This is a genomic window from Lentzea sp. NPDC036955 (assembly GCF_055608005.1).
In genome coordinates, this window is sequence record NZ_JBVJRC010000007.1 from 402,167 (window position 1) to 425,030 (window position 22,864).

Consider the following 22,864-nt stretch of genomic DNA (forward strand, 5'->3'; position numbering starts at 1 on the left):
GCAGCGTGAACCCACGCCACGTCCTGCTCGCCGTGCTGGTCGCCGCCATCTGGGGCTTCAACTTCGTCGTGCTCAAGGTGGGTCTCGACGAGTTCCCGCCGATCCTGTTCTCCGCGCTGCGCTTCCTCGCCGCGGCGGTGCCGGCGATCTTCTTCGTGGGCCGGCCGAGCGTCGCGTGGAAGTGGGTGGTGGCGGTCGGGCTTGTGCTCGGCGTCGCGAAGTTCAGCTTCCTGTTCATCGGCCTGCACGCGGGCATGCCCGGCGGGTTGTCGAGCCTGGTGCTGCAGAGCCAGGTGATCTTCACGGCGGTGTTCGCGGCGGTCGTGCTGCGCGAGCGGCCCAGACCCGTGCAGGTCACCGGCATCGCGCTCGCGGTGGCGGGCATGGGGATCATCGCGTGGGACTACGGGCTGTCGTCACCGCTGCTCGGGTTCGTGCTGGTGATCGCGGCCGCGGCGTGCTGGGGCGTGTCCAACGTGCTGATGCGCTACGCGCGGCCCGCGGACACGTTGCGGTTCATGGTGTGGGTGAGCGCGGTGGCGGTGCTGCCGCTGTTCGCGCTGTCGGCGCTCACCGAGGACATGAGCGCGCTGGGCCGCATGGACTGGGCGGGCGTGGGCGCGATCGGGTACGTCGCGTGGGTCTCGACGCTGCTCGGGTTCGGGATCTGGGGGTTCCTGCTGCGCCGCTACGAGTCGTCCGTCGTCGCGCCGTTCTCGTTGCTGGTGCCGGTGTTCGGGATGTTCTCGGCGTGGGCGTTCCTGGGCGAGGACCTGACGGCCGTCCGCGCGGCGGCCGGTGGGCTGGTGCTGGCGGGGCTCGCTATCCCGCAGCTGGTGGGGCGCCGGGCGGCACGAACGGCAGTCCCGCCGGAACCCCTCGTTCCAGCAGGTCGGTGACGGCCTTCGTGTCGAGGTGGTCGGCGACCAGGTCGCCCAGCAGGTCGAGCTGGGCCTCGCGGGCGGCCTGGAAGCTCACCTCGCCCGGCACGAAGTCGCGCCCCGACCGGTCCGCCGCCCACCGCAGGAACCGGCGGCGGAACCCGTCGTTCTCCAGCAGGCCGTGCCAGTGCGTGCCCAGGACGCGGTCGGTCTCGGCGCCCTCGTCACCGACGAGCGGGCGTTCCCCGCTGCGCACGACCTGGCCGTGGTGGATCTCGTAGCCCGTGACCGGCTCGCCCCACGCCACGTCCGACGGCCTGGCCAGGGTCTTGCGCGCGGCGAAGCGGACGTCGACGTCGAGCAGGCCGAGCCCGTCGACCGCACCGTCACCGGACTCGACGTCGTCCTCGATGCGCCGGGACAGCATCTGGAACCCGCCGCAGATGCCGAGGACCGGGCCGTCGAACCGCGAGACCGCCTCGGCCAGGCCCGTTTCCCGCAACCAGCGCAGGTCCGACACGGTCGCCTTGGAACCGGGCAGCACCACCAGGTCCGCGTCCGCCAGCCGGGACGGCTCGGTGACGAACCGCACGGACACACCGGGTTCGCAGGCCAGCGCCTCGACGTCGGTGGCGTTCGAGATGCGCGGCAGCCTGACCACCGCGACCCGCAGCCAGTCGCACACCGGTGGCTGCGGCCGGCCGATCACGCCGTCCGCGGTGTAGGACAGCGAGTCCTCCGCGTCGAGCCACAGCTCCTCCCGCCACGGCAGCACGCCCAGCACCGGCCGCCCGGTGAGGTGGCGGAGCTGGTGCAGGCCGGGTTCGAGCAGGCGCGGGTCGCCGCGGAACTTGTTCACCACGAACCCCGCGACCAGCGCCTGGTCCGCCGCGTCCAGCACCGCCACCGTGCCGAAGAGGTGAGCGAGGACACCGCCGCGGTCGATGTCACCGACGACGAGCACGGGCAGCCCGGCGCGGGTGGCCAGGCCCATGTTCGCGATGTCGTTGCGGCGCAGGTTGATCTCGGCCGGTGAGCCCGCGCCCTCGCAGACCACGACCTCGTGGTCGCGCCGCAGTCCGTCCAAAGTGGACAGCACGGTGCCGAGCAGCTCCTGCTTGCGCTCCCGGTAGCTCAGCGCCGAGACCTCGCCCCGCGCCTCGCCGAGCACCACCACCTGGGACGTGCGGTCGCTGCCCGGCTTCAGCAGCACGGGGTTGAAGCGCACGCTCGGCTCCTTGAACGCCGCCCGCGCCTGCACCGCCTGCGCACGGCCGATCTCGCCGCCGTCGAGCGTGACGAACGAGTTGTTGGACATGTTCTGCGCCTTGAACGGCACGACGTCGACCCCCTGCCGCGCCAGGAACCGGCACAGTCCGGCGACCAGGACGCTCTTGCCCGCGTCCGAGGTCGTCCCACAGATCAACATCGCACCCCGCATGGACGCCAATGCTGCCATCATCACGGGCATGGTCACCGTCGTGCTCATGCACAGCCCTTTCCTAGGCCCGTCGAGCATGCGTCCGCTCGCCGACGAACTGGCCTCAGACGGGGTGGCGGTGCTCCTGGTGGACCTGCAGATGACGGTGAACGAGGCCCCGGTGCACCAGCGGCTGATCGGCGCGTTCGCGGACGCGCTGGAGGACTCGGGTGTCGCCGGACCGCTGGTGCTGGTCGGGCACAGCGGCGCAGGTCCGTTGCTGCCGGGGTTCGCCGACGCGCTGGAGACCGAGGTGGCGGGGCTGGTGTTCCTCGACTCCGACCTGCCGACGCCGGGCAGGGCGTGGCGCGACACCGTCGACCCGGCGCTGGTCAGCCAGGTCAAGGCGTCGGTGCGCGACGGCAAGCTGCCCCGCTGGGACCGCTGGTTCGACACCGACCCGCTGACGCTGGTGCCCGCTGAGCTGCGCGGGGAGATGCGCGACGAGGCGCCCGAGGTGGCGTGGGAGTTCCTGAAGGAGCAGCGGCCGGTCGTGGAGTGGGACGGACCGTGCGGGTACGTGCTGCTGTCGGCGGTCTACGAGGACGCGGCGGACGCGGCCGAGAAGGTCGGCTGGCCGGTCGAGCGCGTCGAGTCGCACCACCTGGCGGCCGCGACGTCGCCCTCGGCGGTCGCGGCCGCGCTCAAGGCCGTCCTCAGCAGACTGTGAGGATCTCCGAGCCGGTCTCGGTGACGACGATGGTGTGCTCGAACTGGGCGGTCCAGCTCTTGTCCTGGGTGGTGACGGTCCAGCCGTCGTCCCACATGTCGTGCTCGAAGCCGCCGAGCGTGATCATCGGCTCGATCGTGAACGTCATGCCCGGTTCGAGCACGGTCTTCATCGACGGCTCGTCGTAGTGCAGCACCACGAGGCCGCTGTGGAAGTCGCGGCCGATGCCGTGGCCGGTGAAGTCGCGGACCACGCCGTAGCCGAAGCGGTTCGCGTACGCCTCGATGACGCGGCCGATGACGTTGATCTCCCGGCCCGGCTTCACGGCCTTGATCGCGCGCATGGTCGCCTCGTGCGTGCGCTCGACGAGCAGCTTGGCCTCCTCGGAGACGTCGCCCGCGAGGAAGGTCGCGTTCGTGTCGCCGTGCACGCCGCCGATGAACGCCGTCACGTCGATGTTCACGATGTCGCCGTCCTCGACCACCGTCGAGTCCGGGATGCCGTGGCAGATGACCTCGTTCAGCGAGGTGCAGCACGACTTCGGGAAGCCCCGGTAGCCCAGCGTCGAGGGGTACGCGCCGTTGTCGCACAGGAACTCGTGCGCCACCGCGTCGATCTCGTCCGTCGTGACGCCGGGGACGACGACCTTGCCGGCCTCCTGCAGCGCCTGGGCGGCGAGCCTGCCCGCGACCCGCATGGCCTCGATGATCTCCGGCGTCTGCACCCACGGGTCGTTGCCGCGCGTCGGCGCGGGCTTGTCGACGTACTCGGGGCGAACGATGCGCGACGGCACCGGACGACGTGGAGATTGCACACCGGGTTGCAGCGGAGCACGAACAGCCATGGTCTCCACCCTACTGGGCGACGACGGAACCACCTCGGACCTGGTCCTGCGCGTGCGGCCACAGCCGTTCCGCGTGGAGCAGGCGTTCCCGCAGCGCGGAGAGGTCGTCAGGGCTCATCACGGCACAGCCTTGAGGAACCGCGCAGCGACGTCCACCGCCGGGGTGGAGGTCTCCCCGCTGAGCACCAGGGTCGCGAACGCGAGATCACCCCGGTATCCCATGAACCACCCGTGTGAGTGCACGCCGTCGCCGAACTGGGCGGTACCGGTCTTGCCCCGCACGTCCCCGTACGGCTTGAGCTGTGGTGCGGTGCCGTAGTCGACGACCTCGCGCATCATCTGCCGCACCGGGTCGAGCGCCGTGGGCGGGGCGGGCTGCTTGTCGGCCTTCGTCTCCTTGCCGCGCACCAGCTGCGGCGTCGGCATGGACCCCTTCACGATGGACGCGGACACCAGCGCCATGCCGAACGGCGAGGCCAGCACCTTGCCCTGGCCGAACGCGTCCTCCGCGCGTTCCACGACGTCCTGCGCCGGCGGCAGCGAGCCGGTGATCGTGGTGAGGCCCTGGATGTCGAAGTCGACGCCCAGGCCGAGCGACAGCGCGGTGTTCGTGAGCAGGTCGGCCGGCATGTCGACGGCGAGCTGCGCGAACGTGGTGTTGCAGGAGAACGCGAACGCCGAGCGCAGCGGGATGGTGCCCTTCTCGAACTCGTTCGAGTTCGGCACGACCCGGCGGCCCGCGATGGTGGTCTTGCCGGGACACGGCAGCGGGGTGTCGGCGGTGGCCTGACCGGACTGGACAGCGGCGAGCGCCGTCACGGCCTTGAACGTCGACCCCGGCGGGAAGCGGCCGGTCAGCGCCAGCGCCCCCTGCGCGTCGGCGGCCTCGTTCTGCGCGACGGCCAGGACGTCACCGGTGGACGGCTGGAGCGCGACGAGCATCGTGGGCTGCTGCAGCGGCTCGACGGCGTCCTCCGCGGCGGTCTGCACGATCCGCGACAGCGCGGTGCCGATCGCCTTCGCCGGCTCGGGCGCCTGCTGGTGCAGCTCGTCGACCTCGGCGCCCTGCGCGTTGACCGTGGCGACGCGGAAGCCGGTGTGGCCCGCGATCTCGTCCTCGACGGCCTTGCGGATCGCGGGCAGCACCTGCGACCCGAACGTGCGGCTGGGTGCGAGCAGCGAGGTCTGCGAGCTGAACCGCACGCCGGGCAGCTCGTAGATCTTCGGCTTCACGGACTGGTAGTCCGGGTCCCGCAGCGCCGCGACCTGGTAGGCCTGCCCCTCCGGCGTCTTGGCCGCGCCGTCGGTGATGGACTGCTGGGTGATCGCCTTGTCGAGCGGGCTCAGCGCCTCCCCCAGCGCCCTCGCGACGGCGGCGACGTCACCGGCCTCCTTGGGCACCAGCAGCACCGACACGACCCGTTCCGGCGAGAGCAGCGGCGTCCCGTCGCGGTCGAGCACCGGCGCGGGGTCGGGCCTGAGCTCGGTGAGCTTGACGGTCTGCTGTGGAGCGAGCTTGGGATGCGGCACCGACGTGGCCCAGCGCACCTTCCAGGCGTCGCCCTCCCGCCGGACCTCGAACTTCGTCGGGTACGACCAGTGCCGCCCCTTGCCGAGGTCCCAGTCGAGCGAGACCGACGCCTCGGCCGCCGTGTCGCCGTTGTTGCGGATCTGGTCGACCTTGCTGGTCAGCTTCTCCGGCTTGAGCGCACCGCGGAACTTCTCCAGGGTCTCCTTGGCGTCGGCGGGGTTGTCGGTCAGGTTCGCCGCGCCCTGCACGTCACCGGAGGCGAGCTTGCCCAGGAAGTCGCCGGTGATCTCCGGAGCGCCGGGTTCGTCCTCGAACAGCCCGCAGCCGCTCACCGCCACCAGGACCGCCGTGGTCATCGCCAGAAGTCGCACGGCCGCGAGTATGCCCGTTTCAGAAGAGGACCGTGGCGTACTGCCCGACCTGTTCGAACCCGATCCGCCGGTAGGCGGCCTGCGCCACGTGGTTGTAGCCGTTGACGTAGAGGCTCGCCGTGCGGTCCAGGTGGTGCACGAGCCGGCTGGCCACCGCCGCCGTCCCCGCGGTGCCGAGCCCCTCACCCCGCCGTTCCGGTCGCACCCAGACCCCCTGGATCTGCCCGACCCGCTTCGACATGGCCCCGATCTCGGCCTTGAAGACGACCTCGCCGCCCTCGAACCGGGCGAACGCCCTCCCCGCCGCGATCAGCTCGCTCACGCGGGCCCGGTAGCCCGCGCCGCCGTCCTCCGCGCACGGGTCGATGCCGACCTCTTCGATGAACATGGCGATCGCGGCCGGCAGGTACCGGTTGAGCTCGCTGGGCCTGACCTGCCGCACCATCGGGTCCGGCGCGACGTCGGGGGTCCGGCTGAGCGCCATCAGCGGCTGGTCACCGCGCACCTCGCGGGCCGGTCCCCAGTCGCCCTGCAGCTCGTCCCACAGCGTCAGCACCTGCTCGGCCGGTCCGACCAGGCTGGAGCACATGCGGCCCCTCCTGCGCGCCCGGTCCGCGAACATGCGGATGGCGCTGGGGCTGCCCCGCAGCGGGATGAGGTTCGGCCCGGAGAAGCACAGGCCGTCGACCTTGCCGCGCATCGGCCGGGCGTCCGACCCCCACATCTCGCCCCCGAGGCGCCACGGGTCGAGACCGGCGGTCTCCACCCTTGCCGCGACCATGCACGCGGCCACGGGGTCGCTGTCGAGCACCCCGCGCACGTCGATCAGGTCGCGCTCGTCGAGCACGCGCGCTCCGGCCAGCCTCAGCACGTCATCCAGCGTGCCAGATTTGCCGCGCGTGTGGGATCAGCCAACAGTGCGGCCTGATCGTGACTGACCGCACTGCGAGTACCCCCAACTCATGATCATTCCGCTCATGACCGCACCCAACTAGTTCGACGATCGCCGAACTGGTTGGGTGCGGTCACGAGCCTGTTGATGTTGAGTTGGGGGTACTCGCAGACGCCGTCAGCCGACCGTGACCGCCGGAGTGCCGCCCTCGACGGGCTCCATCTCCTCGGCGAGGCGCATCGCCTCCTCGATCAGCGTCTCCACGATCGCGTGCTCGGGCACGGTCTTGATGACCTTGCCCTTCACGAAGATCTGGCCCTTGCCGTTGCCCGACGCGACGCCCAGGTCGGCCTCGCGGGCCTCGCCGGGGCCGTTCACGACACAGCCCATGACGGCGACGCGCAGGGGGACCTCCATGCCCTCCAGACCGGCCGTGACCTGCTCGGCGAGGGTGTAGACGTCGACCTGGGCGCGGCCGCAGGACGGGCAGGACACGATCTCCAGCTTGCGCGGGCGCAGGTTGAGCGACTGGAGGATCTGGTGGCCGACCTTGATCTCCTCGACCGGCGGTGCGCTCAGCGACACCCGGATCGTGTCGCCGATGCCCTGCCGCAGCAGCGCGCCGAAGGCCACGGCCGACTTGATGGTGCCCTGGAACGCGGGACCGGCCTCCGTCACGCCGAGGTGCAGGGGGTAGTCGCACTGCTCGGCCAGCAGCTCGTAGGCGCGGATCATGACGACCGGGTCGTTGTGCTTGACCGAGATCTTGATGTCGTGGAAGTCGTGCTCCGCGAAGAGCGAGGCCTCCCACATCGCCGACTCGGCCAGCGCCTCCGGGGTCGCCTTGCCGTACTTCTGCAGCAGCCGCGGGTCGAGCGAACCCGCGTTGACGCCGATGCGGATCGGGGTGCCGTGGTCCTTGGCGGCGGCCGCGATCTCCTTCACCTGGTCGTCGAACTTGCGGATGTTGCCGGGGTTGACGCGCACGGCGGCGCACCCGGCCTCGATGGCGGCGAACACGTACTTCGGCTGGAAGTGGATGTCCGCGATCACCGGGATCTGCGACTTCCTGGCGATGGCGGGCAGCGCGTCCGCGTCGTCCTGAGACGGGCAGGCGACGCGCACGATGTCACAGCCGGCCGCGGTGAGCTCAGCGATCTGCTGGAGCGTCGCGTTCACGTCCGACGTGAGCGTCGTCGTCATCGACTGGACGGAGACGGGGAACTCGCTGCCGACACCGACGTTGCCCACCATCAGCTGCCTGGTCTTGCGACGTTCCGACAGCACCGGCGGCGGCAGTGCCGGCATTCCGAGCATCACGCCGTCACTCATGGGTTGTGCACCTTTCCGTAAGTCACTGCAACCTGATCGGGTTGACGATGTCGGCGGTCACGGTCAGCAGCGTGATGGCGCCGCCGAGGAAGATGACCACGTAGGTGAGCGGCAGCAGGCGCATGTAGTTGACCGGGGCGCCGGCGGGTTTCCCGCGCAGCTTCCTCACCCAGTCTCGCACCCGTTCGTAGAGGTTGACGGCGATGTGACCACCGTCAAGCGGCAGCAGCGGCAGGAGGTTGAACACACCCACGAAGAAGTTCAGACCCGCGAGCATGAGCACGAAGAACGCCCACAGCCCGCGCTCGGCCGCGTCACCGCCCAGGCGGGAGGCACCGACGACGGAGATGGGGGTGTCCAGGTCGCGTTCGCCGCCGCCGATGGCCTTGACCACGGCCGGGATGCGCTCGGGGAAGCGCATGAGGCCCTTCCAGGTGTTCACGAACATGTCGCCGGTGAACGCCACGGCCGCCGGGACGGCCTCGACCGGCCCGTAGGTGAACGACTCCTTCGGCAGCACGCCGATCGCGCCGATCTCCTTGGTCTCCTTGCCGCCCTTGCCGTCGGTGAGGGTGCGGGTGACCTTGGCCACGTCGACGGTGACCGTCATCTCCTTGCCGTCGCGCAGGATCTTGAACTCGGTCGGGCCGGTGCGCTCGCGGGTGACCCGCTGCATGTCCGGCCACGTCGGCGTCTGCTGGCCGGCGATCGCGACGATCTCGTCACCGGGCTGCAGGCCGGCGTTCCTGGCGGGCGCGGGCGAGCCGGACGGGCACGAGCCGTCGGTGACGTTCGCGACCGGCACGCACGGCGTGACCTCCTGCAGCACCGGCAGGCCCTTGTTGTTCGGCAGGCCCAGCGACATCGCGAGGACCAGCAGGATGATGAAGCCGAGGATGAAGTGCGTGATGGAGCCCGCCGACAGCACGACGACGCGCTTCCACACCTTCTGGTTGTAGAACGCGCGCTTGCGGTCGTCCGGGTGCACCTCCTCCAGCGCCGTCATGCCGGTGATCTCGCAGAAGCCACCGGCCGGGATCGCCTTCAGGCCGTACTCGGTCTCGCCCTTGCGGAACGAGAAGAGCTTCGGGCCGAACCCGATGAAGTAGCGCGTGACCTTCATGCCGAAGGCCTTGGCGGTCAGCAGGTGCCCGAACTCGTGCAGCGCGATCGAGACCGCGATGCCGAACGCGAACAACAGCACCCCGAGGATGTTGATGAATGTGTTCACGGTGACGTTCAGTTCCTTCCGACCAGCTCGCGGGCGCGTGCGCGTGCCCAGTCCTCGGCGGCGAGGACCTCCGCCACATCGGCGGGGTCACTCTGCCAGTCGCCCGCCTCGCCGACGACTTGGCCGATGGTGTCGACGATGGACAGGAACGACGTCGCACCCGCGACGAAAGCTGCGAGGGCCTCCTCGTTCGCTGCGTTGTAGATCGCGGGCAGACACCCGCCCGCACCGCCCGCCTGCCGCGCGAGCTCGACCGCCGGGAACGTGACGTCGTCCAGCGGCTCGAACGTCCACGAGGTGGCGTTGTCAAAGGTACAGGCGGGTGCGGCACCGGCCACGCGGTCGGGCCAACTGAGACCGAGCGAGATGGGAAGCCGCATGTCAGGCGGCGAGGCCTGCGCGAGTGTAGAGCCGTCTGTGAACGTCACCATCGAGTGAATCACCGACTGCGGGTGCACCACCACGTCGATGCGGTCGTAGGGCACCTTGAACAGCAGGTGCGCCTCGATCAGCTCCAGCCCCTTGTTGACGAGGTTCGCCGAGTTGATCGTGACGACCTGGCCCATCGACCACGTCGGGTGCGCCATCGCCTGCCCGACGCTGACGTCCGCGAGCTCGGCGCGGGTCTTCCCGCGGAACGGCCCGCCGGACGCCGTCAGCACCAGCTTGTGCACCTCGTGCGCCGCACCACCGCGCAGGCACTGGGCCAGGGCCGAGTGCTCGGAGTCGACGGGGACGATCTGGTCCGGCTTGGCCGCCTTCAGCACGAGGGGCCCGCCCGCGATGAGCGACTCCTTGTTCGCGAGCGCCAGCGTCGCGCCGGACTCCAGCGCCTTCAGCGACGGCTCGAGCCCGCGCGACCCGTCCATCCCGTTGAGGACGACGTCCGCGGGGCACGCCTCGATCAGGTCGACCATGCTGGTCAACGTCTTGACACCGGGCACCTGGGCACCGCTGGCCACCGCCACGACGGGCACGCCGAACTCGGCTGCCTGCTCCGCGAGCAGGTCAAGCTGACGTCCACCCGCACCGAGCCCGACCACCCTGAACTGGTCGCGGTTGCGGCGGATGACGTCGAGCGCCTGGGTGCCGACGGAGCCGGTCGAGCCCAGGATCAGGACAGTGCGTGGAGTACTCATCGCCCCTCATTGTTCCGGAGAGTGCCTGAGAGCCCGGCACAGCCCGCTACTTTGATAACGGAGTGGTTTTGGAGGTGTGAAGTCGCCAGTTCGGGGGCATTCCGTCCGCGTCAGGCAGATGGAAGGAGACTTTCCGTGGGCATCCTTGGATGGATCGTGCTCGGCCTGTTGGCCGGAGCCATCGCGAAGGCCGTCATGCCGGGGAAGGACCCCGGCGGAATCATCATCACGATGCTGCTCGGCATCGTGGGCGCGATCCTCGGTGGATTCATCGGATCGGCGCTCTTCGGGACCGACCTCGGTACGTTCTTCGATCTGCGCACGTGGCTGCTCGCCATCGTCGGGTCGTTGATCCTGCTCGGCATCTACCGCCTCGTGACAGGGCGACGAAGCCGCGTGTAGGCGCACATGACGTTTGGGGCCGTTCGGGTGACACCCGAACGGCCCCTTCGTGTTGTTTGGCGGGTTCGCCGGGAAGCTGGTCGCGAACCCGCAACCAGGCCGGACTCAGCCGCAATCGCTTGCGCCCGCTCGCGCGGCGTGCCGGGAGCGGACTATCCCGCCAGGCCCGCATCGCGTGCCAGCAGTGCCGCCTGCACCCGGTTCGTCAGCCCCAGCTTGGCCAGCAACCGCGACACGTACGTCTTCACCGTCGCCTCGGACATGTGCAGCTTGGCCCCGACGTCCGCGTTGGACATCCCCTGCCCCAGCAGCGCCAGCACCTCGACCTCGCGCTCGGTCAGCCCCGCGACGGCCTTCTGCGCCTCCTGCCGCTTCGGCTGCCCGGAGGTCGCGACCATGCCGACGACCCGTGACGTGACCATGGGTGACAGATAGGCCTCGCCGTTGTGCACCGCGCGCACGGCGCGCAACAGCTCCTCGGGCGCCGAGTCCTTCAAGAGGAACCCAGCCGCGCCGTCGGACAGCGCGCGCACGATGTTCTCGTCCTCGCCGAAGGTCGTGAGCATGACGACGCGCACGGACGGTGCCACGACGCGCAGTTCGCGCGCGCAGGCAAGGCCGTCCATGCGGGGCATGCGGATGTCGAGCACGGCCACGTCGACGCGGCGTTCGCGCACGATCTGCACGGCCTCGCGGCCGTCGCCGGCCTCCGCCACCAGCTCGATGTCGTCGGCGGTGCCGAGGATGGCCTTGATGCCCGCGCGCATCAACGGCTCGTCGTCGGCGATGAGCACCCGGATCATGGCTCGTTCCTCTGGACGTGGATCTTCTTCTCGACCAGCTTGCCGTCCTTGAAGCAGAAACGCACCACCCGGGTGCCCTTCGCGAGGTACGACTGCTCGTCGGTGATGTGGTAGACGCACCGGGAGCCGGGTGGCTCGGGGGCGGCCTGGGAACGGCGTTCACCGTCGCCGACCAGGGGTTCGTCACCCGCGGGCAGCAGGGCCATCACCTCGGGCTCCGGCTGGCCCACCGAGATGCTGTCGAGGGTCTGCTCCGACACGACCTCGGTGACCGGCTGCGCGCCGAGGTAGGTGAAGCCGCCGATGATGACGGACAGCACCAGGGACGCGCCCGCGATGGAGCCGATGCCGGCCCACTTGCGCAGGCGGCCGGGTGACTGGGTCTCCTCCTGCTCGTCCTCGGGGTCGTCGGGGAGCGGGGCTTCCTCGTACGGCAGCACGGCGGCGATGCGGAAGCCACCGGACGGTAGCGCGCCCACGTGCAGGACGCCGCCGGCAACGCGCACGCGTTCGCTGAGACCGATCAGGCCGACGCCCGGCTCACCGGTCGATGAACCGTTGCGGGACGGGTTGTTGCGCACCTCCACGACGAGTGCGTCCGGCTCGTACTTCACCGTCACCTGCACGGCCGCTCCAGGCGCGTGCTTGGCCGCGTTCGTGAGGCCTTCCTGTGCGACGCGATAGGCGGCGTGAGAGACACGGGACGGCAACGGGTGCGCTTGCCCGCCACGGACCAGGCTGACGAGCACGCCTGCCTTGCGCGCGTCGGCCACCAACGAGTCGATGGACTCCGCTGTGCGTGTCGCGGGGTCGTCGTCGGGGCCGTCTTCCGCGCGCAGCACCCCGATGATCGACCGCAGCTCGCCCATTCCGGTCAACGCCGCCGAGCGCAGCACGCCGATCGCCTCGCGCTGCTTCTCCCCCAGCGACGGGTCCAGCGCCAGCGCGCCGGCGTGCACGGAGATCAGCGACAGGCGGTGGCCGAGGCTGTCGTGCATGTCCTGGGCGATGCGGCTGCGTTCGCGCAGGCGCACCTGCCGCGACAACAGCCGGTGTTCGCCGCGCATCCGCGCCTCGCGGTCCTGCATGGCCTGCACGAGCGCCTCGCGCTGGGCGAGGTAGCGGCCGACGAGGAACGGCAGCGCCACGGCCACGCCGAAGATCGTGATCAGGATGAGCATGCCGTAGACGGGTTCGATCTCCAGCGGCCGTGCGTCCCAGTCCCACAGCAGCACCACGACGACGAACGTGATCGCCGTCGACACCACCGCCTTGACCCACGACTCGATCCGGCGGCCGGCCGTGTAGCTCAGCACCACCATCAGCGCCGCCCCGATGAACGGGATCGCCGCGGCCGCGATCATCACCGTCGCGGGCAGCGCGTGCCGCAGCGGCAGGAGCACCAGGTAGACGGCGAAGTAGGCGGCGAGCAGCCAGCCCGTCACCCGCTGCTCGGCCCACGGGCCGGGCCAGAGGTCCAGCAGGACGACGGCGACCGCGACGAGCACGTCCCCGGCGACCCGCACGGGCGTCAGCGCCCTGAACCGCGCCAGGTTGTCGGCGACGAACGCCTCGGCCCTGGCCCGCACAGCAGTAGTCACGCGGTCCAAGCTACGAGACGTCCCACCACCGCGCGGCACGCTGGAGTATCGGTTTCCCGCGACGAAAGTTGACCCTCAGACCAGCTGCGCGGTGGACCCGGCCCTCCGCGCCCGCCACGACGCGAGCACCACACCGATGATCAGCAGCAGGGCCGTGGCCGCCACCATCAACGTCGACAGCGCCACGACCTCCGGCGAGATGCCCCGCTTCGAGGCCTGCGCGTAGACGAACACCGGCAGCGTCGTCGACCCGACACCGGTCAGGTACGACGAGATCACCACGTCGTCGAACGACAGCAGGAACGCGAACGCCGCACCCGCCACCACCGCGGGCGCGACCAGCGGCAGCGTCACGGTCCGGAACGCCACGAACGGCGACGCCCCGAGGTCGGCCGCGGCCTCCTCCAGCCGGACGTCCATCCCGGACACCCGCGACCGCACCACTACGACGACGAAGCTGAGCGAGAACGCCACGTGCGCGAACAGCAACGCCCCGAATCCGAGCGGGATTCCGGCAAGCTTCACGAAGAACCCCAGCATCGCCACACCCATGACGACCTCGGGCACCACGAGCGGCAACGACAGCAAGACCGTCCACAGCCCACGACCGGGGAACGCGCGCCGCAACCCGAAGGCCGCCAACGTGCCGATGACCGTCGAGATCACCGCGGACGCCAACGCCAGCTGGAGCGTCAGCTGCAACGACTCCAACACGCGGGTGTCGCGGAACAGCTCCTCGTACCACCGCGTCGACACGCCGCTGATGCGCGACAACGACCGCGAGGAGTTGAACGACGCGATGGCGAGCCACACGATCGGCGCGTACAGGAACACGAACACGAGCAGAGCGACCGCACCGAGCGCCCACGGCCGACGGTTCACAGCACGTCCTCCCCACGCCGCCCGCGCAACACGAGCACGAGCACCACCAGCACGAGCAGCAGCACCGCCATCGCCGACCCCAGCGGCCAGTTGTTGCCGCCGCGGAACTGGTCGTCGATCACCGACCCGAACGTCGACTGGTCGACCCCGCCGAGCAGCTTCGGCGTGACGAAGTCGCCCGCCGAGGGCACCAGGACCAGCAACGACCCGGCCAGCACGCCGGTGAGCACGCCCGGCAGCACGATCCGGAAGAACGTCGACACCCGCCCGTGCCCGAGGTCGTACGACGCCTCCACCAGCCGGAAGTCGAACCGCTCGCACGCCACGTAGAGCGGCAGCACCATGAACGGCAGGAACCCGTAGGTGAGCCCGAGGACCACCGCGCCGTGCGTGAGCAGGAAGCCGCCGTCGCGGTCGAGCCCCACCCAGCCGAGCACGGTGTTGACCAAGCCCTCGCCGTCGAGCAGCGCCTTCCACGCGTAGATCCGCGCGAGGTAGCTCGACCAGAACGGGATCAGCACCGCCGCCAGCAACGCCGTCCGGTACCGGCCGCCGTGCCGCGCGATGAACCACGCCAGCGGGAAGCCGAGCAGCAGGCACGCGACCGTCGTCGCCACCGCGTAGACCAGCGTCCGCCCGAAGATCGGCAGGAACGCCGGGTCCAGCGCCGTCAGGTAGGCCTGCGTCGTCCACGGCAGCACCGCGCGGGCCACGCCGGTGTCCCGCGTCGCGAAGCTGAACTGGACGACGAGCGCGAGCGGTGCGATCAGGAAAATCCCCAGCCACAGCCCGGTGGGCGTGAGCAGGGCGTTGGCCTTCAGCCAGCGTCGGAGCACGAGCGCACATCCTGCCACGTGCCCGCTCCCGTACCGTGGTGGTCAAGGTTGTCGGCAGGACCACATGCCGCGGACGCTTCCCGGCAAGGGGGTAAGCGGTGCTGGAGCAGCTGAACGGCCATGAAGACCCACATCCGATCTACGAACGGATCCGCGCACGGGGACCGCTGACGCGCGACGGCGGCCTGTGGACCACGACCAGCCACTCGCTGGTGAACAAGATCCTGCGCGACCGCCGCTTCGGCGTGCGATACGCCAACGGCACCTATCCGGGCACGCCGAACGTGCTGTCCGGGTCGTTCCTGGAGCTGGACCCGCCCGACCACACCCGGTTGCGCAGGCTGGCCGCGCCCGCGTTCAGCCCGAAGAAGATCGACGGGTACCGGCCGCGGGTCGAGGAGGTCGCCGGCGCGCTGCTCGACCGGGCCGGTGCCGAGTTCGACCTGATGAGCGACTTCGCGCAACCGCTGCCGATCGCCGTGATCAGCGAACTGCTCGGCATCCCGGACGCCGACACCGGCGACTTCGCGCACTACGGCCGTCTCGTCGCGGAGTCGTTCGACGGCAGGGTCTCCCCCGAGAAGGACAAGGCCGACGACCGGGTCTTCGCGTTGTTCGAGCGGCTCATCGCCGAACGCAGGACGCGGCCCGGCGACGACGTGATCAGCGCGCTCGTGGCCGCGGAAGCGGAGCAGGAGCTCACCGTGCCGGAGTTGCTGAGCACGCTGGCGCTGTTGCTCATCGCGGGCTTCGAGACGACGGTCAACCTGATCGGCAACGGCGTGCGCGCGTTGCTCGACCACCCGGCGCAGTGGGCGTTCTTCACAGCGCACCCCGGCATCGCGCCCGACGTGGTCGAGGAGACGCTGCGCTGGGCGCCGCCCGTGCAGTTCACCACCCGGCTCGCGCACGAGCCGGTCACGTTGTCGGGTGAGGAGATCGGCGTGGACGAGGGTGTCCACCTGCTCCTCGCCGCCGCGAACCGGGACCCGCGGGTCTACCCGGAGCCGCACCGCTTCGACGTGATGCGGGTGCAGCAGCCGGAGCACCTGGCGTTCTCCAGCGGCCTCCACTACTGCCTGGGCGCGGCGCTCGCGCGGCTGGAGGGCGAGGTCGCGTTCCGCGCGATCGCGCGTGCGGCGCCGGACCTGCGGCTGGCGGGTCCGGCGACGTTCCGCGAGTCGGTGCTGATCAGGGGGATGCTGAGCCAGCCGGTCAGCCGGTCTTGACCTTCGTCCAGGCGTCGGCGTACCGCGCCTCGACGTCACCACCGAGGTCCTTGGTGAACGGCAGCTTCTTCAGCTGCTCCTCCGACGGGTAGACCAGCGGGTCGTCCAGCAGCTCCTTGTCGATCAACGGCTTGGCGGCCGCGTTCGGGCTGCCGTAGCGCACGGCGTTGGACAGCTCGGCGCCGGTCTCGGCACCGAGGACGTAGTCGATGAACCGGTGCGCGTTCTCGGCGTGCGGCGCGTCCTTCGGGATGACCAGCAGGTCCACGTAGGACAGTCCGCCCTCGGACGGGATGGCGTACGCCACGTCCTCGCTGGTCTCACGCGCCTGGAACGCGTCACCGGAGTAGGCCTGCGCCAGCCGCACCTGGCCGGAGGTGAGCGGCTCGATCACGTCGGAGGTGATCTGGCCGAGCTTCTTCTTCAACGACAGCAGGAAGTTCGCCGCGTCGTCGATCTGCTTCGCGTCGGTGGTGTTCGGGTCGTGACCGAGCCCCAGCAGGCCCAGCGCCATGCCGTCGCGCGCCTCGTCGAGGATCGTGCTGCGGCCCTGCGCGTTCGGCAGGTCGTAGGCGGAGAACCCGGTGACGTCGCCGCCGATCTGCGACTTCGAGTACGCGAGACCGGTCGTGCCCCACGCCCACGGCACCGAGTACCTGTTGCCGGCGTCGTAGTCGGCCTCGACGAACCGCTTCTCCAGGTTCTTCAGGTTCGGCAGCGACGAGTGGTCCAGCGGCTGCAGCAGGCCCGAGCGCAGGAACCGGCGCAGGAAGTTGTCCGACGGCACCACCAGGTCGTAGCCCGCGGAGCCGGAAGCGATCTTGGCTTCCATCTCGTCGTTGGTGGAGAAGTTGTCGTAGGTGACCTGGATGCCGGTCGCGGTCTGGAAGCCCGGCAGGGTGTCCTTCGCGATGTAGTCGGTCCAGTTGTAGAAGTTGAGCTTGAGCTCGTCCTTCAGGTTCTTGGCCTTCGCCGCGGCCGAGGTGGCACCGCCGGTCGTCGGCGCCTCACCGACACCGCAGGCGGCCAGCGCGAAGAACGTCATCGAGCCCAGCATCGTGCGCCGGGTCACCCGCGCTGAGTCGTTGTCCCACAGACGGGCGATCCGGACGTTCTTGTCAGTCATCAGCCTTCTCCAGCAGCACGGTGAACTCGGGGTCCCACGCCATCCGCACCGGTTGTCCCGGCGCGCCCGCGTCGTCGATGCGCTGGGCGTTCTGCACGAACGCCACCAGCTCTCCCACCGGGGTGTCCACGACGAACTGGGTCGACACGCCCGTGTAGACGACGTCGTGCACCACGCCCTGGAGCACGCACCAGCCCGTGGGCGGTTCCGCGGTCTCGTTGAACAGGTGCACCTTCTCCGGGCGCACGGTCGCGGCGACCTTCTGCCCGTGGGCGGCGCTGCCGGTCAGCCGCGCGCGCAACCGGGTGGCGCCGGGAGCGGTCAGCTCGGCGAAGCCGCCGTCCACTCCGGACACCTCGGCGTCCAGGATGTTGGACGTGCCGATGAACCCGGCGACGAACCGGGTGGCGGGGCGTTCGTAGACGTCCTCGGGGTAGCCGACCTGCTCGATCTTGCCGGCGTTCATCACGGCGATGCGGTGCGAGAGGACCAGCGCCTCCTCCTGGTCGTGCGTGACGTAGAGGAACGTCGTGCCGACCTCGCGCTGGATGCGCATCAGCTCGATCTGCAGCTCCTTGCGCAGCTTCGCGTCGAGCGCGCCGAGCGGTTCGTCGAGCAGGAGCAGCTGCGGACCGGCCGCCAGCGCCCGCGCGATGGCGACGCGCTGCTGCTGGCCGCCGGAGAGCTGGGCGGGCCTGCGCTGCGCGAACTGCGACAGCCGCACGAGTTCCAGGTGCTCGCCGACGCGCTTGCGCAGCTCCTCGCCGCGCAGCTTCTTGCGCTTGAGGCCGTAGGCGACGTTGTCCCACACGGACATGTGCGGGAACAGCGCGTACGACTGGAAGACGGTGTTGACGTCCCGCCGGTACGGGGGGACGCCCACCATGTCGTTGCCGTCGAGCTCGATGCGGCCCTCGTCCGGGTCGACGAATCCGGCGATCATGCGCAGCACCGTGGTCTTGCCGCAGCCGGACGGGCCGAGCACGGAGAAGAACTCGCCCTCGTGGACGTCGAGCGAGATCCCGTCGACCGCCACCTGGTCGGAGAAGCGCTTGCGCACCCCGTGCAGGCCGATCTCGACGGGGGCGGACGTGTCCGGGGTGGAGCCCTCGGCGGGGGAGAAGCCGGTCAAGTCGGTGGCGCCTTCGCAGGGTGGGACGGGTGGGCCGCGCTAACGGTAACGGTGCACGACCCCGCTGATAAGGCGTGCGCGCGCGACCTCACACATCCGCGCGCGTCCCCGTGTGCGACGATGACCAGGTAACCGGATGAGCAGTGGAGGAAACCGTGGCTTCGTCCTCGGAACTGGACAAGCGTCCTGCCGTCGACCCTCACGAGGAGCCGTCGCACGAGTGGGGCTGGCACGGCACGCTGCCCAAGGGCACCCGGATCGCCGGCTGGCTCTCCGCGATCTTCTGCTTCCTGATGCTGATCGGCAACCACCACGGTCGCATCGAGAACATCTACCTCGTCGCCACCGGCGTGGTGATCATCGCCCTGCTGGTGTGGGACATGGCGCGCCGCAAGACGTCCTGGCGGCGCTAGTCCCCCGTCAGACCTCCAGCACGAGCTTGCCCTGGGTGCGACCCTTCTCGCCCAGGGCATGCGCTTGTCCGGCCTCCTCCAGCGGGAACGTCGCGTCGACGTGCACCCGCAGCGCACCGGACTCGACCAGCGCGGTGATCGCCTCCAGGCCCGCGCGGTCCGGCTCGACGAGGATCGGGCTGGTCCTGATGTCGTCGCGGTGGCCGACGGCGACCCCCGACGGCACGCCGACGAAGAGCCCACCGGGCTTGACCGGTGCCGACGAGCTGCCGCCGACCAGGTCGACGAGCACGTCGACGTCGCGGCCCCCGTACTCGGCGACCGTGTAGTCGACCACCTCGTCCACGCCGAGGTCCTTCAGGAACGCGTGCTTCTGCGCCCGTGCCGTCCCGATCACGTGCGCGCCGCGGGCCTTCGCGATCTGCACCGCGAGGTGCCCCACTCCCCCGGCCGCCGCGGTGACCAGCACCTTCTGCCCCGGCTGGACGTCGGCGGTGTCGGCCAGGACCTGCCACGCGGTGAGCGCGGCGAGCGGCAGCGCGGCCGCCTCGACGTGGGTGAGGCCCTGCGGCTTGCGCGCGAAGTGGCGCGACGGGGCGGTGACGTACTCGGCGTAGGCGCTCGCGGCGTGCGGGAAGCGCGGCATGCCGTAGACCTCGTCACCGGGCTTGAGGGTCGTGACGCCGAAGCCGACCTCCTCGACCACGCCGGACACGTCCCAGCCCAGCACGAGCGGGAACGTCTGCAACCCGGCCATGCCATCGCCGGCGCGGGTCTTCCAGTCGACCGGGTTGATGCCGGCCGCGTGCACCCTGACCAGCACCTCCGTCGGAACGGGCGTGGGCTTGGGCAGGTCGATGAGGGTCAGGACCTCTGGTCCGCCGAACTCGGTCTGGCTGATCGCTCGCATGTGCACAAGCTTGCGTGACCTGGTCACCGTTCGCAATCAGACACTAGTTTGTGCACTAGGTACCTGGTAGAAACTATCCGTGATCAGGAACGTTTACTCGAAGATGTGCCCGTGCCGCGACCTGCTGGACATGGTCGCGTCGAAGTGGACGGCTCTGGCGATCGGCGCGATGGAGAACGGGCCGGTGCGCTTCGGCGAGATGAAGCGCGAACTGGAGGGCATCAGCCAGAAGATGCTCACGCAGACGTTGCGCGCGCTCGAACGCGACGGGCTCGTCACGCGCACGGTGTACCCCACGGTGCCGTTGCGCGTGGAGTACGAGCTCACCGAACTGGGCCGCAGCGTGATCGAACCGCTCGCGGCGCTGCGGGTGTGGGCGCAGCAGAACTACGACTCGGTCGCCGAGGCGCGCGAGACGTTCGACAACACCGCGCCCGTCGGCCTGGAGCCCGCCACCACCCGTTGAGGGGTCAGCAGCCGTCGCGTCCGCGAGGTGGTCTGTCCCCGACCTGATCGGTCTCCGCTCTTTCTGCTGCGGAGCCATTCCCAGCCCATGGGCACTGTTGCAGGTATGCGCATGCGGCAGTTGGCTCATCGACATACGTCCAGGTGAAAGGACCAGATCATGTCGGTGACCGACGAGTTGCTCGCCCACAACGCCACCTACGCCGCCCAGTTCTCCGGCCCTCTGCCCCTACCGCCCTCGAAGCAGGTCGCCGTGGTGGCGTGCATGGACGCGCGCCTCGACATCTACCGCGTGCTCGGGCTGAACGAGGGCGAGGCGCACGTGATCCGCAACGCCGGCGGCGTCGTGACCGAGGACGAGATCCGCTCGCTCGCGATCAGCCAGCGGCTGCTCGGAACTAGGGAGATCATCCTCATCCACCACACCGACTGCGGCATGCTGACGTTCACCGACGACGACTTCAAGCGCTCGATCCAGCAGGACGTCGGCGTGAAGCCGCCCTGGGCCGCCGAGGCGTTCGCCGACCTGGAGGAGGACGTCCGCCAGTCGATCGCGCGCATCACCGGCAATCCGTTCGTGCCGGTCAAGGACTCCGTACGAGGCTTCGTGTTCGACGTGGCCACCGGGGCCTTGACCGAGGTGGAACCGTAGACCTCCGACGCTGCCGGCCAGGCCCTGGCCGAGACCTCGGTCCGGGCCGAGCGGCGTGCGGGCCGCAGGCCGCGGCGATCTCCTGCCCGCGTGTCTCGCACGGTCAGTCGGCGTCGCGCCACGGGTTCAGCAAGGTGATCCCCGTGTCTGCGAAGTCCTTGATGTTGCGGGTGGCCAAGCACGCCGCGAAGCGGCGGCAGATCGCGGCGATCTGCGCATCCGCCATGCTGATCGGGGAGCCTTGTTCCTCGCGTTCCGCTGCGATCTCGCCGTAGTACGTGGCCGCCGCGCCGTCGAACGGCAGGATCTGCCCCTGGAAATCCTCAACCAGGAGTTCTGAGACCTTGACCGCGAGCGCGGATTTACGTTGACCGTCCGGCATTCGCTCAACGCCGTACGCGAGCTCGGCAGCTGTGACGGCGGTGATGAAGACTTCGTCGGCCGGGTACCGATCCACCCAGCGGACCACCTCGTCGTTCGGAACCTGCCGCATGAGTTCGGAAACGACGTTGGTGTCAAGAACGATCACTCGGGAAACTCCGCCGCTCGCGCCGACTCAGCACGCTGGGGCAGTTCGAACGAGACTTCATCGATATCGGTGAAGCGTTGCCGAATCCTCGTTCCCATACCAGGCCCCGAGTCGGACTTGGTCAACACAGCGGCGAGGATCGCACGCACCTCAGCTTCCATTGATCGGCCGTGTTCAGCCGCACGAATTCTCAGCTTCGCCTTCAGACTCTCGTCGAAGTCACGGATCGTGAGGACCGCCATGACCCACCTCCAATGCTGTCATTGCAGTCAATGCTAGCACTCAAAGGCTCGTAGTTGCGGTCATGCCCGCCCGACAGGTCAGCCCTCGGCCGCGAGCTGACCGCAGGCCGCCGCGATCTCCTGCCCGCGCGTGTCCCGCACGGTGCACTCGACACCCTGCTCCCGCACCCGCCGCACGAACTCCCGCTCCACCGGCTTCGGCGAGGCGTCCCACTTCGAGCCCGGCGTCGGGTTCAGCGGGATCAGGTTCACGTGCACGAGCTGCCCGAGGTGCTTGCGCAGCTTCTTGCCGAGCAGGTCGGCCCGCCAGCCCTGGTCGTTGATGTCGCGGATCAGCGCGTACTCGATGCTGACCCGGCGCCCGGTCTGGTCGGCGTACCCGCGGGCTGCCTCCAGGACCTCGGCCACGTCCCAGCGGGTGTTGACCGGCACCAGCGTGTTGCGCAGCTCGTCGTCCGGCGTGTGCAGCGACACCGCAAGCCTGACCTGCAGCTTCTCCTCGGTCAGCTTCTTGATCGCGGGCACCAGTCCGACCGTCGACACGGTGACGGTGCGCTGCGAGATGCCCAGCCCGTCCGGCGCCGGCGCGGTGATGCGGTGCACGGCCTCGATCACGCGCTTGTAGTTCGCGAGCGGCTCACCCATGCCCATGAACACGATGTTCGACAGCCGGCCGGGCCCACCGGGCAGCTCGCCGTCGCGCATCGCCGCGGCACCCAGGCGCACCTGGTCCACGATCTCCGCGGTCGACAGGTTGCGCTGCAGACCGCCCTGACCGGTCGCGCAGAACGGGCAGGCCATGCCGCAGCCGGCCTGCGAGGAGATGCACAGCGTCGCGCGGTCCGGGTAACGCATGAGGACGCTCTCGATGAGCGTGCCGTCGTGCGCGCGCAGGAGCGTCTTCGCGGTCGTGCCTTCGTCGGTGGTGACCTTGCGCACGACCGTGAACAGCGGCGGCATCAGGTCGGCGACGAGCTTGTCGCGCGTGGCGGCCGGGATGTCGGTCATCTCGGCCGGGTCCACGGTCAGGCGGCTGAAGTAGTGGTTCGACAGCTGCTTGGCGCGGAACGGCTTCTCACCGAGGGCGGACACCGCCTCGGCGCGTTGCGCGGGCGTGAGGTCGACCAGGTGGCGCGGCGGCAGGCCGCGCTTGGGCGCGTCGAAGACGAGGGGAAGCGAGGTCATAGCACATCCAGTGTCCCACGAACTTCGCCAACACAAGACCGTTGCATCGCGATAGCTTCCGATATATCGTTAACGACATGATGATG

General features: G+C 69.8%; 24 protein-coding genes. 7 read left to right on the plus strand and 17 right to left on the minus strand.

Going from position 1 to position 22,864, the window contains the following annotated elements:
* Positions 1-5 precede the first annotated feature (5 nt).
* The gene (locus tag ACZ7CF_RS25605) at positions 6-899 is read left to right on the plus strand and encodes an EamA family transporter (protein WP_360390878.1); all 894 of its coding nucleotides are present in this window, start codon (positions 6-8) and stop codon (positions 897-899) included.
* On the opposite strand, the gene ACZ7CF_RS25610 is transcribed toward ACZ7CF_RS25605, so the two are convergent.
* Positions 823-2,322, minus strand: a complete 1,500-nt coding sequence (locus ACZ7CF_RS25610; protein WP_470370851.1) for a cobyric acid synthase — start codon at positions 2,320-2,322, stop codon at positions 823-825. The two genes, ACZ7CF_RS25605 and ACZ7CF_RS25610, sit on opposite strands and share 77 nt — an antisense overlap.
* Before the next feature lie 46 nt (positions 2,323-2,368).
* Between ACZ7CF_RS25610 and ACZ7CF_RS25615 the strand changes: the two genes are divergently transcribed.
* Positions 2,369-3,031 (plus strand): alpha/beta fold hydrolase, encoded by a 663-nt coding sequence (locus ACZ7CF_RS25615; protein ID WP_470370759.1) that lies wholly within the window; start codon positions 2,369-2,371, stop codon positions 3,029-3,031.
* Here ACZ7CF_RS25615 and map read toward each other — a convergent pair.
* The 6 genes from map to dxr all read right to left on the minus strand — a co-directional run bounded on the left by map (position 3,018) and on the right by dxr (position 10,371).
* Positions 3,018-3,875, minus strand: coding sequence for a type I methionyl aminopeptidase (gene map, locus ACZ7CF_RS25620; protein WP_360390883.1), 858 nt, complete (start codon positions 3,873-3,875; stop codon positions 3,018-3,020). The genes ACZ7CF_RS25615 and map overlap by 14 nt on opposite strands.
* A 117-nt stretch (positions 3,876-3,992) precedes the next feature.
* Complete coding sequence (locus tag ACZ7CF_RS25625) at positions 3,993-5,777, minus strand: penicillin-binding transpeptidase domain-containing protein (protein ID WP_470370760.1); 1,785 nt, start codon at positions 5,775-5,777, stop codon at positions 3,993-3,995.
* 19 nt (positions 5,778-5,796) lie between these two features.
* Entirely contained in the window at positions 5,797-6,648 is an 852-nt protein-coding gene (locus tag ACZ7CF_RS25630) for a GNAT family N-acetyltransferase (RefSeq protein ID WP_360390888.1), read from the minus strand.
* Positions 6,649-6,846: 198 nt separating this feature from the next.
* The gene (ispG, locus tag ACZ7CF_RS25635; RefSeq protein ID WP_360391496.1) at positions 6,847-7,977 is read right to left on the minus strand and encodes a flavodoxin-dependent (E)-4-hydroxy-3-methylbut-2-enyl-diphosphate synthase; all 1,131 of its coding nucleotides are present in this window, start codon (positions 7,975-7,977) and stop codon (positions 6,847-6,849) included.
* Between the two features lie 46 nt (positions 7,978-8,023).
* A complete protein-coding gene (locus ACZ7CF_RS25640) occupies positions 8,024-9,232 on the minus strand; it encodes a M50 family metallopeptidase (RefSeq protein WP_360390891.1) in 1,209 nt (402 codons plus the stop codon).
* 8 nt (positions 9,233-9,240) lie between these two features.
* A complete protein-coding gene (gene dxr, locus ACZ7CF_RS25645; protein WP_360390893.1) occupies positions 9,241-10,371 on the minus strand; it encodes a 1-deoxy-D-xylulose-5-phosphate reductoisomerase in 1,131 nt (376 codons plus the stop codon).
* Between the two features lie 135 nt (positions 10,372-10,506).
* On the opposite strand from dxr, the gene ACZ7CF_RS25650 reads away from it, so the two are divergent.
* A complete protein-coding gene (locus ACZ7CF_RS25650) occupies positions 10,507-10,773 on the plus strand; it encodes a GlsB/YeaQ/YmgE family stress response membrane protein (protein WP_360390895.1) in 267 nt (88 codons plus the stop codon).
* Positions 10,774-10,925: 152 nt separating this feature from the next.
* Here ACZ7CF_RS25650 and ACZ7CF_RS25655 read toward each other — a convergent pair whose 3' ends face one another.
* The 4 genes from ACZ7CF_RS25655 to ACZ7CF_RS25670 all read right to left on the minus strand — a co-directional run bounded on the left by ACZ7CF_RS25655 (position 10,926) and on the right by ACZ7CF_RS25670 (position 14,895).
* Positions 10,926-11,576, minus strand: coding sequence for a response regulator (locus ACZ7CF_RS25655; protein WP_470370761.1), 651 nt, complete (start codon positions 11,574-11,576; stop codon positions 10,926-10,928).
* Entirely contained in the window at positions 11,573-13,177 is a 1,605-nt protein-coding gene (locus ACZ7CF_RS25660) for a sensor histidine kinase (protein WP_470370762.1), read from the minus strand. The genes ACZ7CF_RS25655 and ACZ7CF_RS25660 overlap by 4 nt, the downstream gene beginning before the upstream one ends.
* 75 nt (positions 13,178-13,252) lie before the next feature.
* Positions 13,253-14,059, minus strand: a complete 807-nt coding sequence (locus ACZ7CF_RS25665) for an ABC transporter permease (protein ID WP_470370763.1) — start codon at positions 14,057-14,059, stop codon at positions 13,253-13,255.
* Positions 14,056-14,895 (minus strand): ABC transporter permease, encoded by an 840-nt coding sequence (locus ACZ7CF_RS25670; RefSeq protein WP_360390905.1) that lies wholly within the window; start codon positions 14,893-14,895, stop codon positions 14,056-14,058. Before ACZ7CF_RS25670 ends, ACZ7CF_RS25665 begins: the two co-directional genes overlap by 4 nt.
* A gap of 98 nt (positions 14,896-14,993) precedes the next feature.
* Here ACZ7CF_RS25670 and ACZ7CF_RS25675 point away from each other — a divergent pair, with 98 nt between their 5' ends.
* On the plus strand, positions 14,994-16,124 hold the full coding sequence (locus ACZ7CF_RS25675; protein ID WP_360390908.1) for a cytochrome P450: 1,131 nt from the start codon (positions 14,994-14,996) through the stop codon (positions 16,122-16,124).
* Here ACZ7CF_RS25675 and ACZ7CF_RS25680 read toward each other — a convergent pair.
* Positions 16,111-17,250, minus strand: a complete 1,140-nt coding sequence (locus ACZ7CF_RS25680) for an ABC transporter substrate-binding protein (protein ID WP_470370764.1) — start codon at positions 17,248-17,250, stop codon at positions 16,111-16,113. The genes ACZ7CF_RS25675 and ACZ7CF_RS25680 overlap by 14 nt on opposite strands.
* On the minus strand, positions 17,243-18,382 hold the full coding sequence (locus ACZ7CF_RS25685; protein ID WP_360390914.1) for an ABC transporter ATP-binding protein: 1,140 nt from the start codon (positions 18,380-18,382) through the stop codon (positions 17,243-17,245). Before ACZ7CF_RS25685 ends, ACZ7CF_RS25680 begins: the two co-directional genes overlap by 8 nt.
* A 155-nt stretch (positions 18,383-18,537) precedes the next feature.
* On the opposite strand from ACZ7CF_RS25685, the gene ACZ7CF_RS25690 reads away from it, so the two are divergent.
* The gene (locus ACZ7CF_RS25690) at positions 18,538-18,795 is read left to right on the plus strand and encodes a DUF2631 domain-containing protein (RefSeq protein ID WP_360390916.1); all 258 of its coding nucleotides are present in this window, start codon (positions 18,538-18,540) and stop codon (positions 18,793-18,795) included.
* Positions 18,796-18,802: 7 nt separating this feature from the next.
* On the opposite strand, the gene ACZ7CF_RS25695 is transcribed toward ACZ7CF_RS25690, so the two are convergent.
* Positions 18,803-19,705 carry an NADP-dependent oxidoreductase gene (locus ACZ7CF_RS25695; protein ID WP_470370765.1) on the minus strand — a complete coding sequence of 301 codons (903 nt, stop codon included), beginning with the start codon at positions 19,703-19,705 and terminating at the stop codon, positions 18,803-18,805.
* A gap of 103 nt (positions 19,706-19,808) precedes the next feature.
* On the opposite strand from ACZ7CF_RS25695, the gene ACZ7CF_RS25700 reads away from it, so the two are divergent.
* Both ACZ7CF_RS25700 and ACZ7CF_RS25705 read left to right on the plus strand, forming a co-directional pair.
* Positions 19,809-20,171 carry a winged helix-turn-helix transcriptional regulator gene (locus tag ACZ7CF_RS25700; protein WP_458434327.1) on the plus strand — a complete coding sequence of 121 codons (363 nt, stop codon included), beginning with the start codon at positions 19,809-19,811 and terminating at the stop codon, positions 20,169-20,171.
* 159 nt (positions 20,172-20,330) lie between these two features.
* Positions 20,331-20,822 (plus strand): beta-class carbonic anhydrase, encoded by a 492-nt coding sequence (locus tag ACZ7CF_RS25705; protein WP_458430622.1) that lies wholly within the window; start codon positions 20,331-20,333, stop codon positions 20,820-20,822.
* 103 nt (positions 20,823-20,925) lie between these two features.
* Here ACZ7CF_RS25705 and ACZ7CF_RS25710 read toward each other — a convergent pair whose 3' ends face one another.
* From ACZ7CF_RS25710 to rlmN, 3 genes are all read right to left on the minus strand, one after another.
* Positions 20,926-21,351, minus strand: a complete 426-nt coding sequence (locus tag ACZ7CF_RS25710; protein WP_470370766.1) for a PIN domain-containing protein — start codon at positions 21,349-21,351, stop codon at positions 20,926-20,928.
* Complete coding sequence (locus ACZ7CF_RS25715; protein WP_470370767.1) at positions 21,348-21,593, minus strand: FitA-like ribbon-helix-helix domain-containing protein; 246 nt, start codon at positions 21,591-21,593, stop codon at positions 21,348-21,350. The genes ACZ7CF_RS25710 and ACZ7CF_RS25715 overlap by 4 nt, the downstream gene beginning before the upstream one ends.
* 78 nt (positions 21,594-21,671) lie before the next feature.
* Positions 21,672-22,778: a dual-specificity RNA methyltransferase RlmN gene (gene rlmN, locus ACZ7CF_RS25720; protein ID WP_360390929.1), complete on the minus strand. Its 1,107-nt coding sequence runs from the start codon at positions 22,776-22,778 to the stop codon at positions 21,672-21,674.
* Between the last annotated feature and the right edge of the window lie 86 nt (positions 22,779-22,864).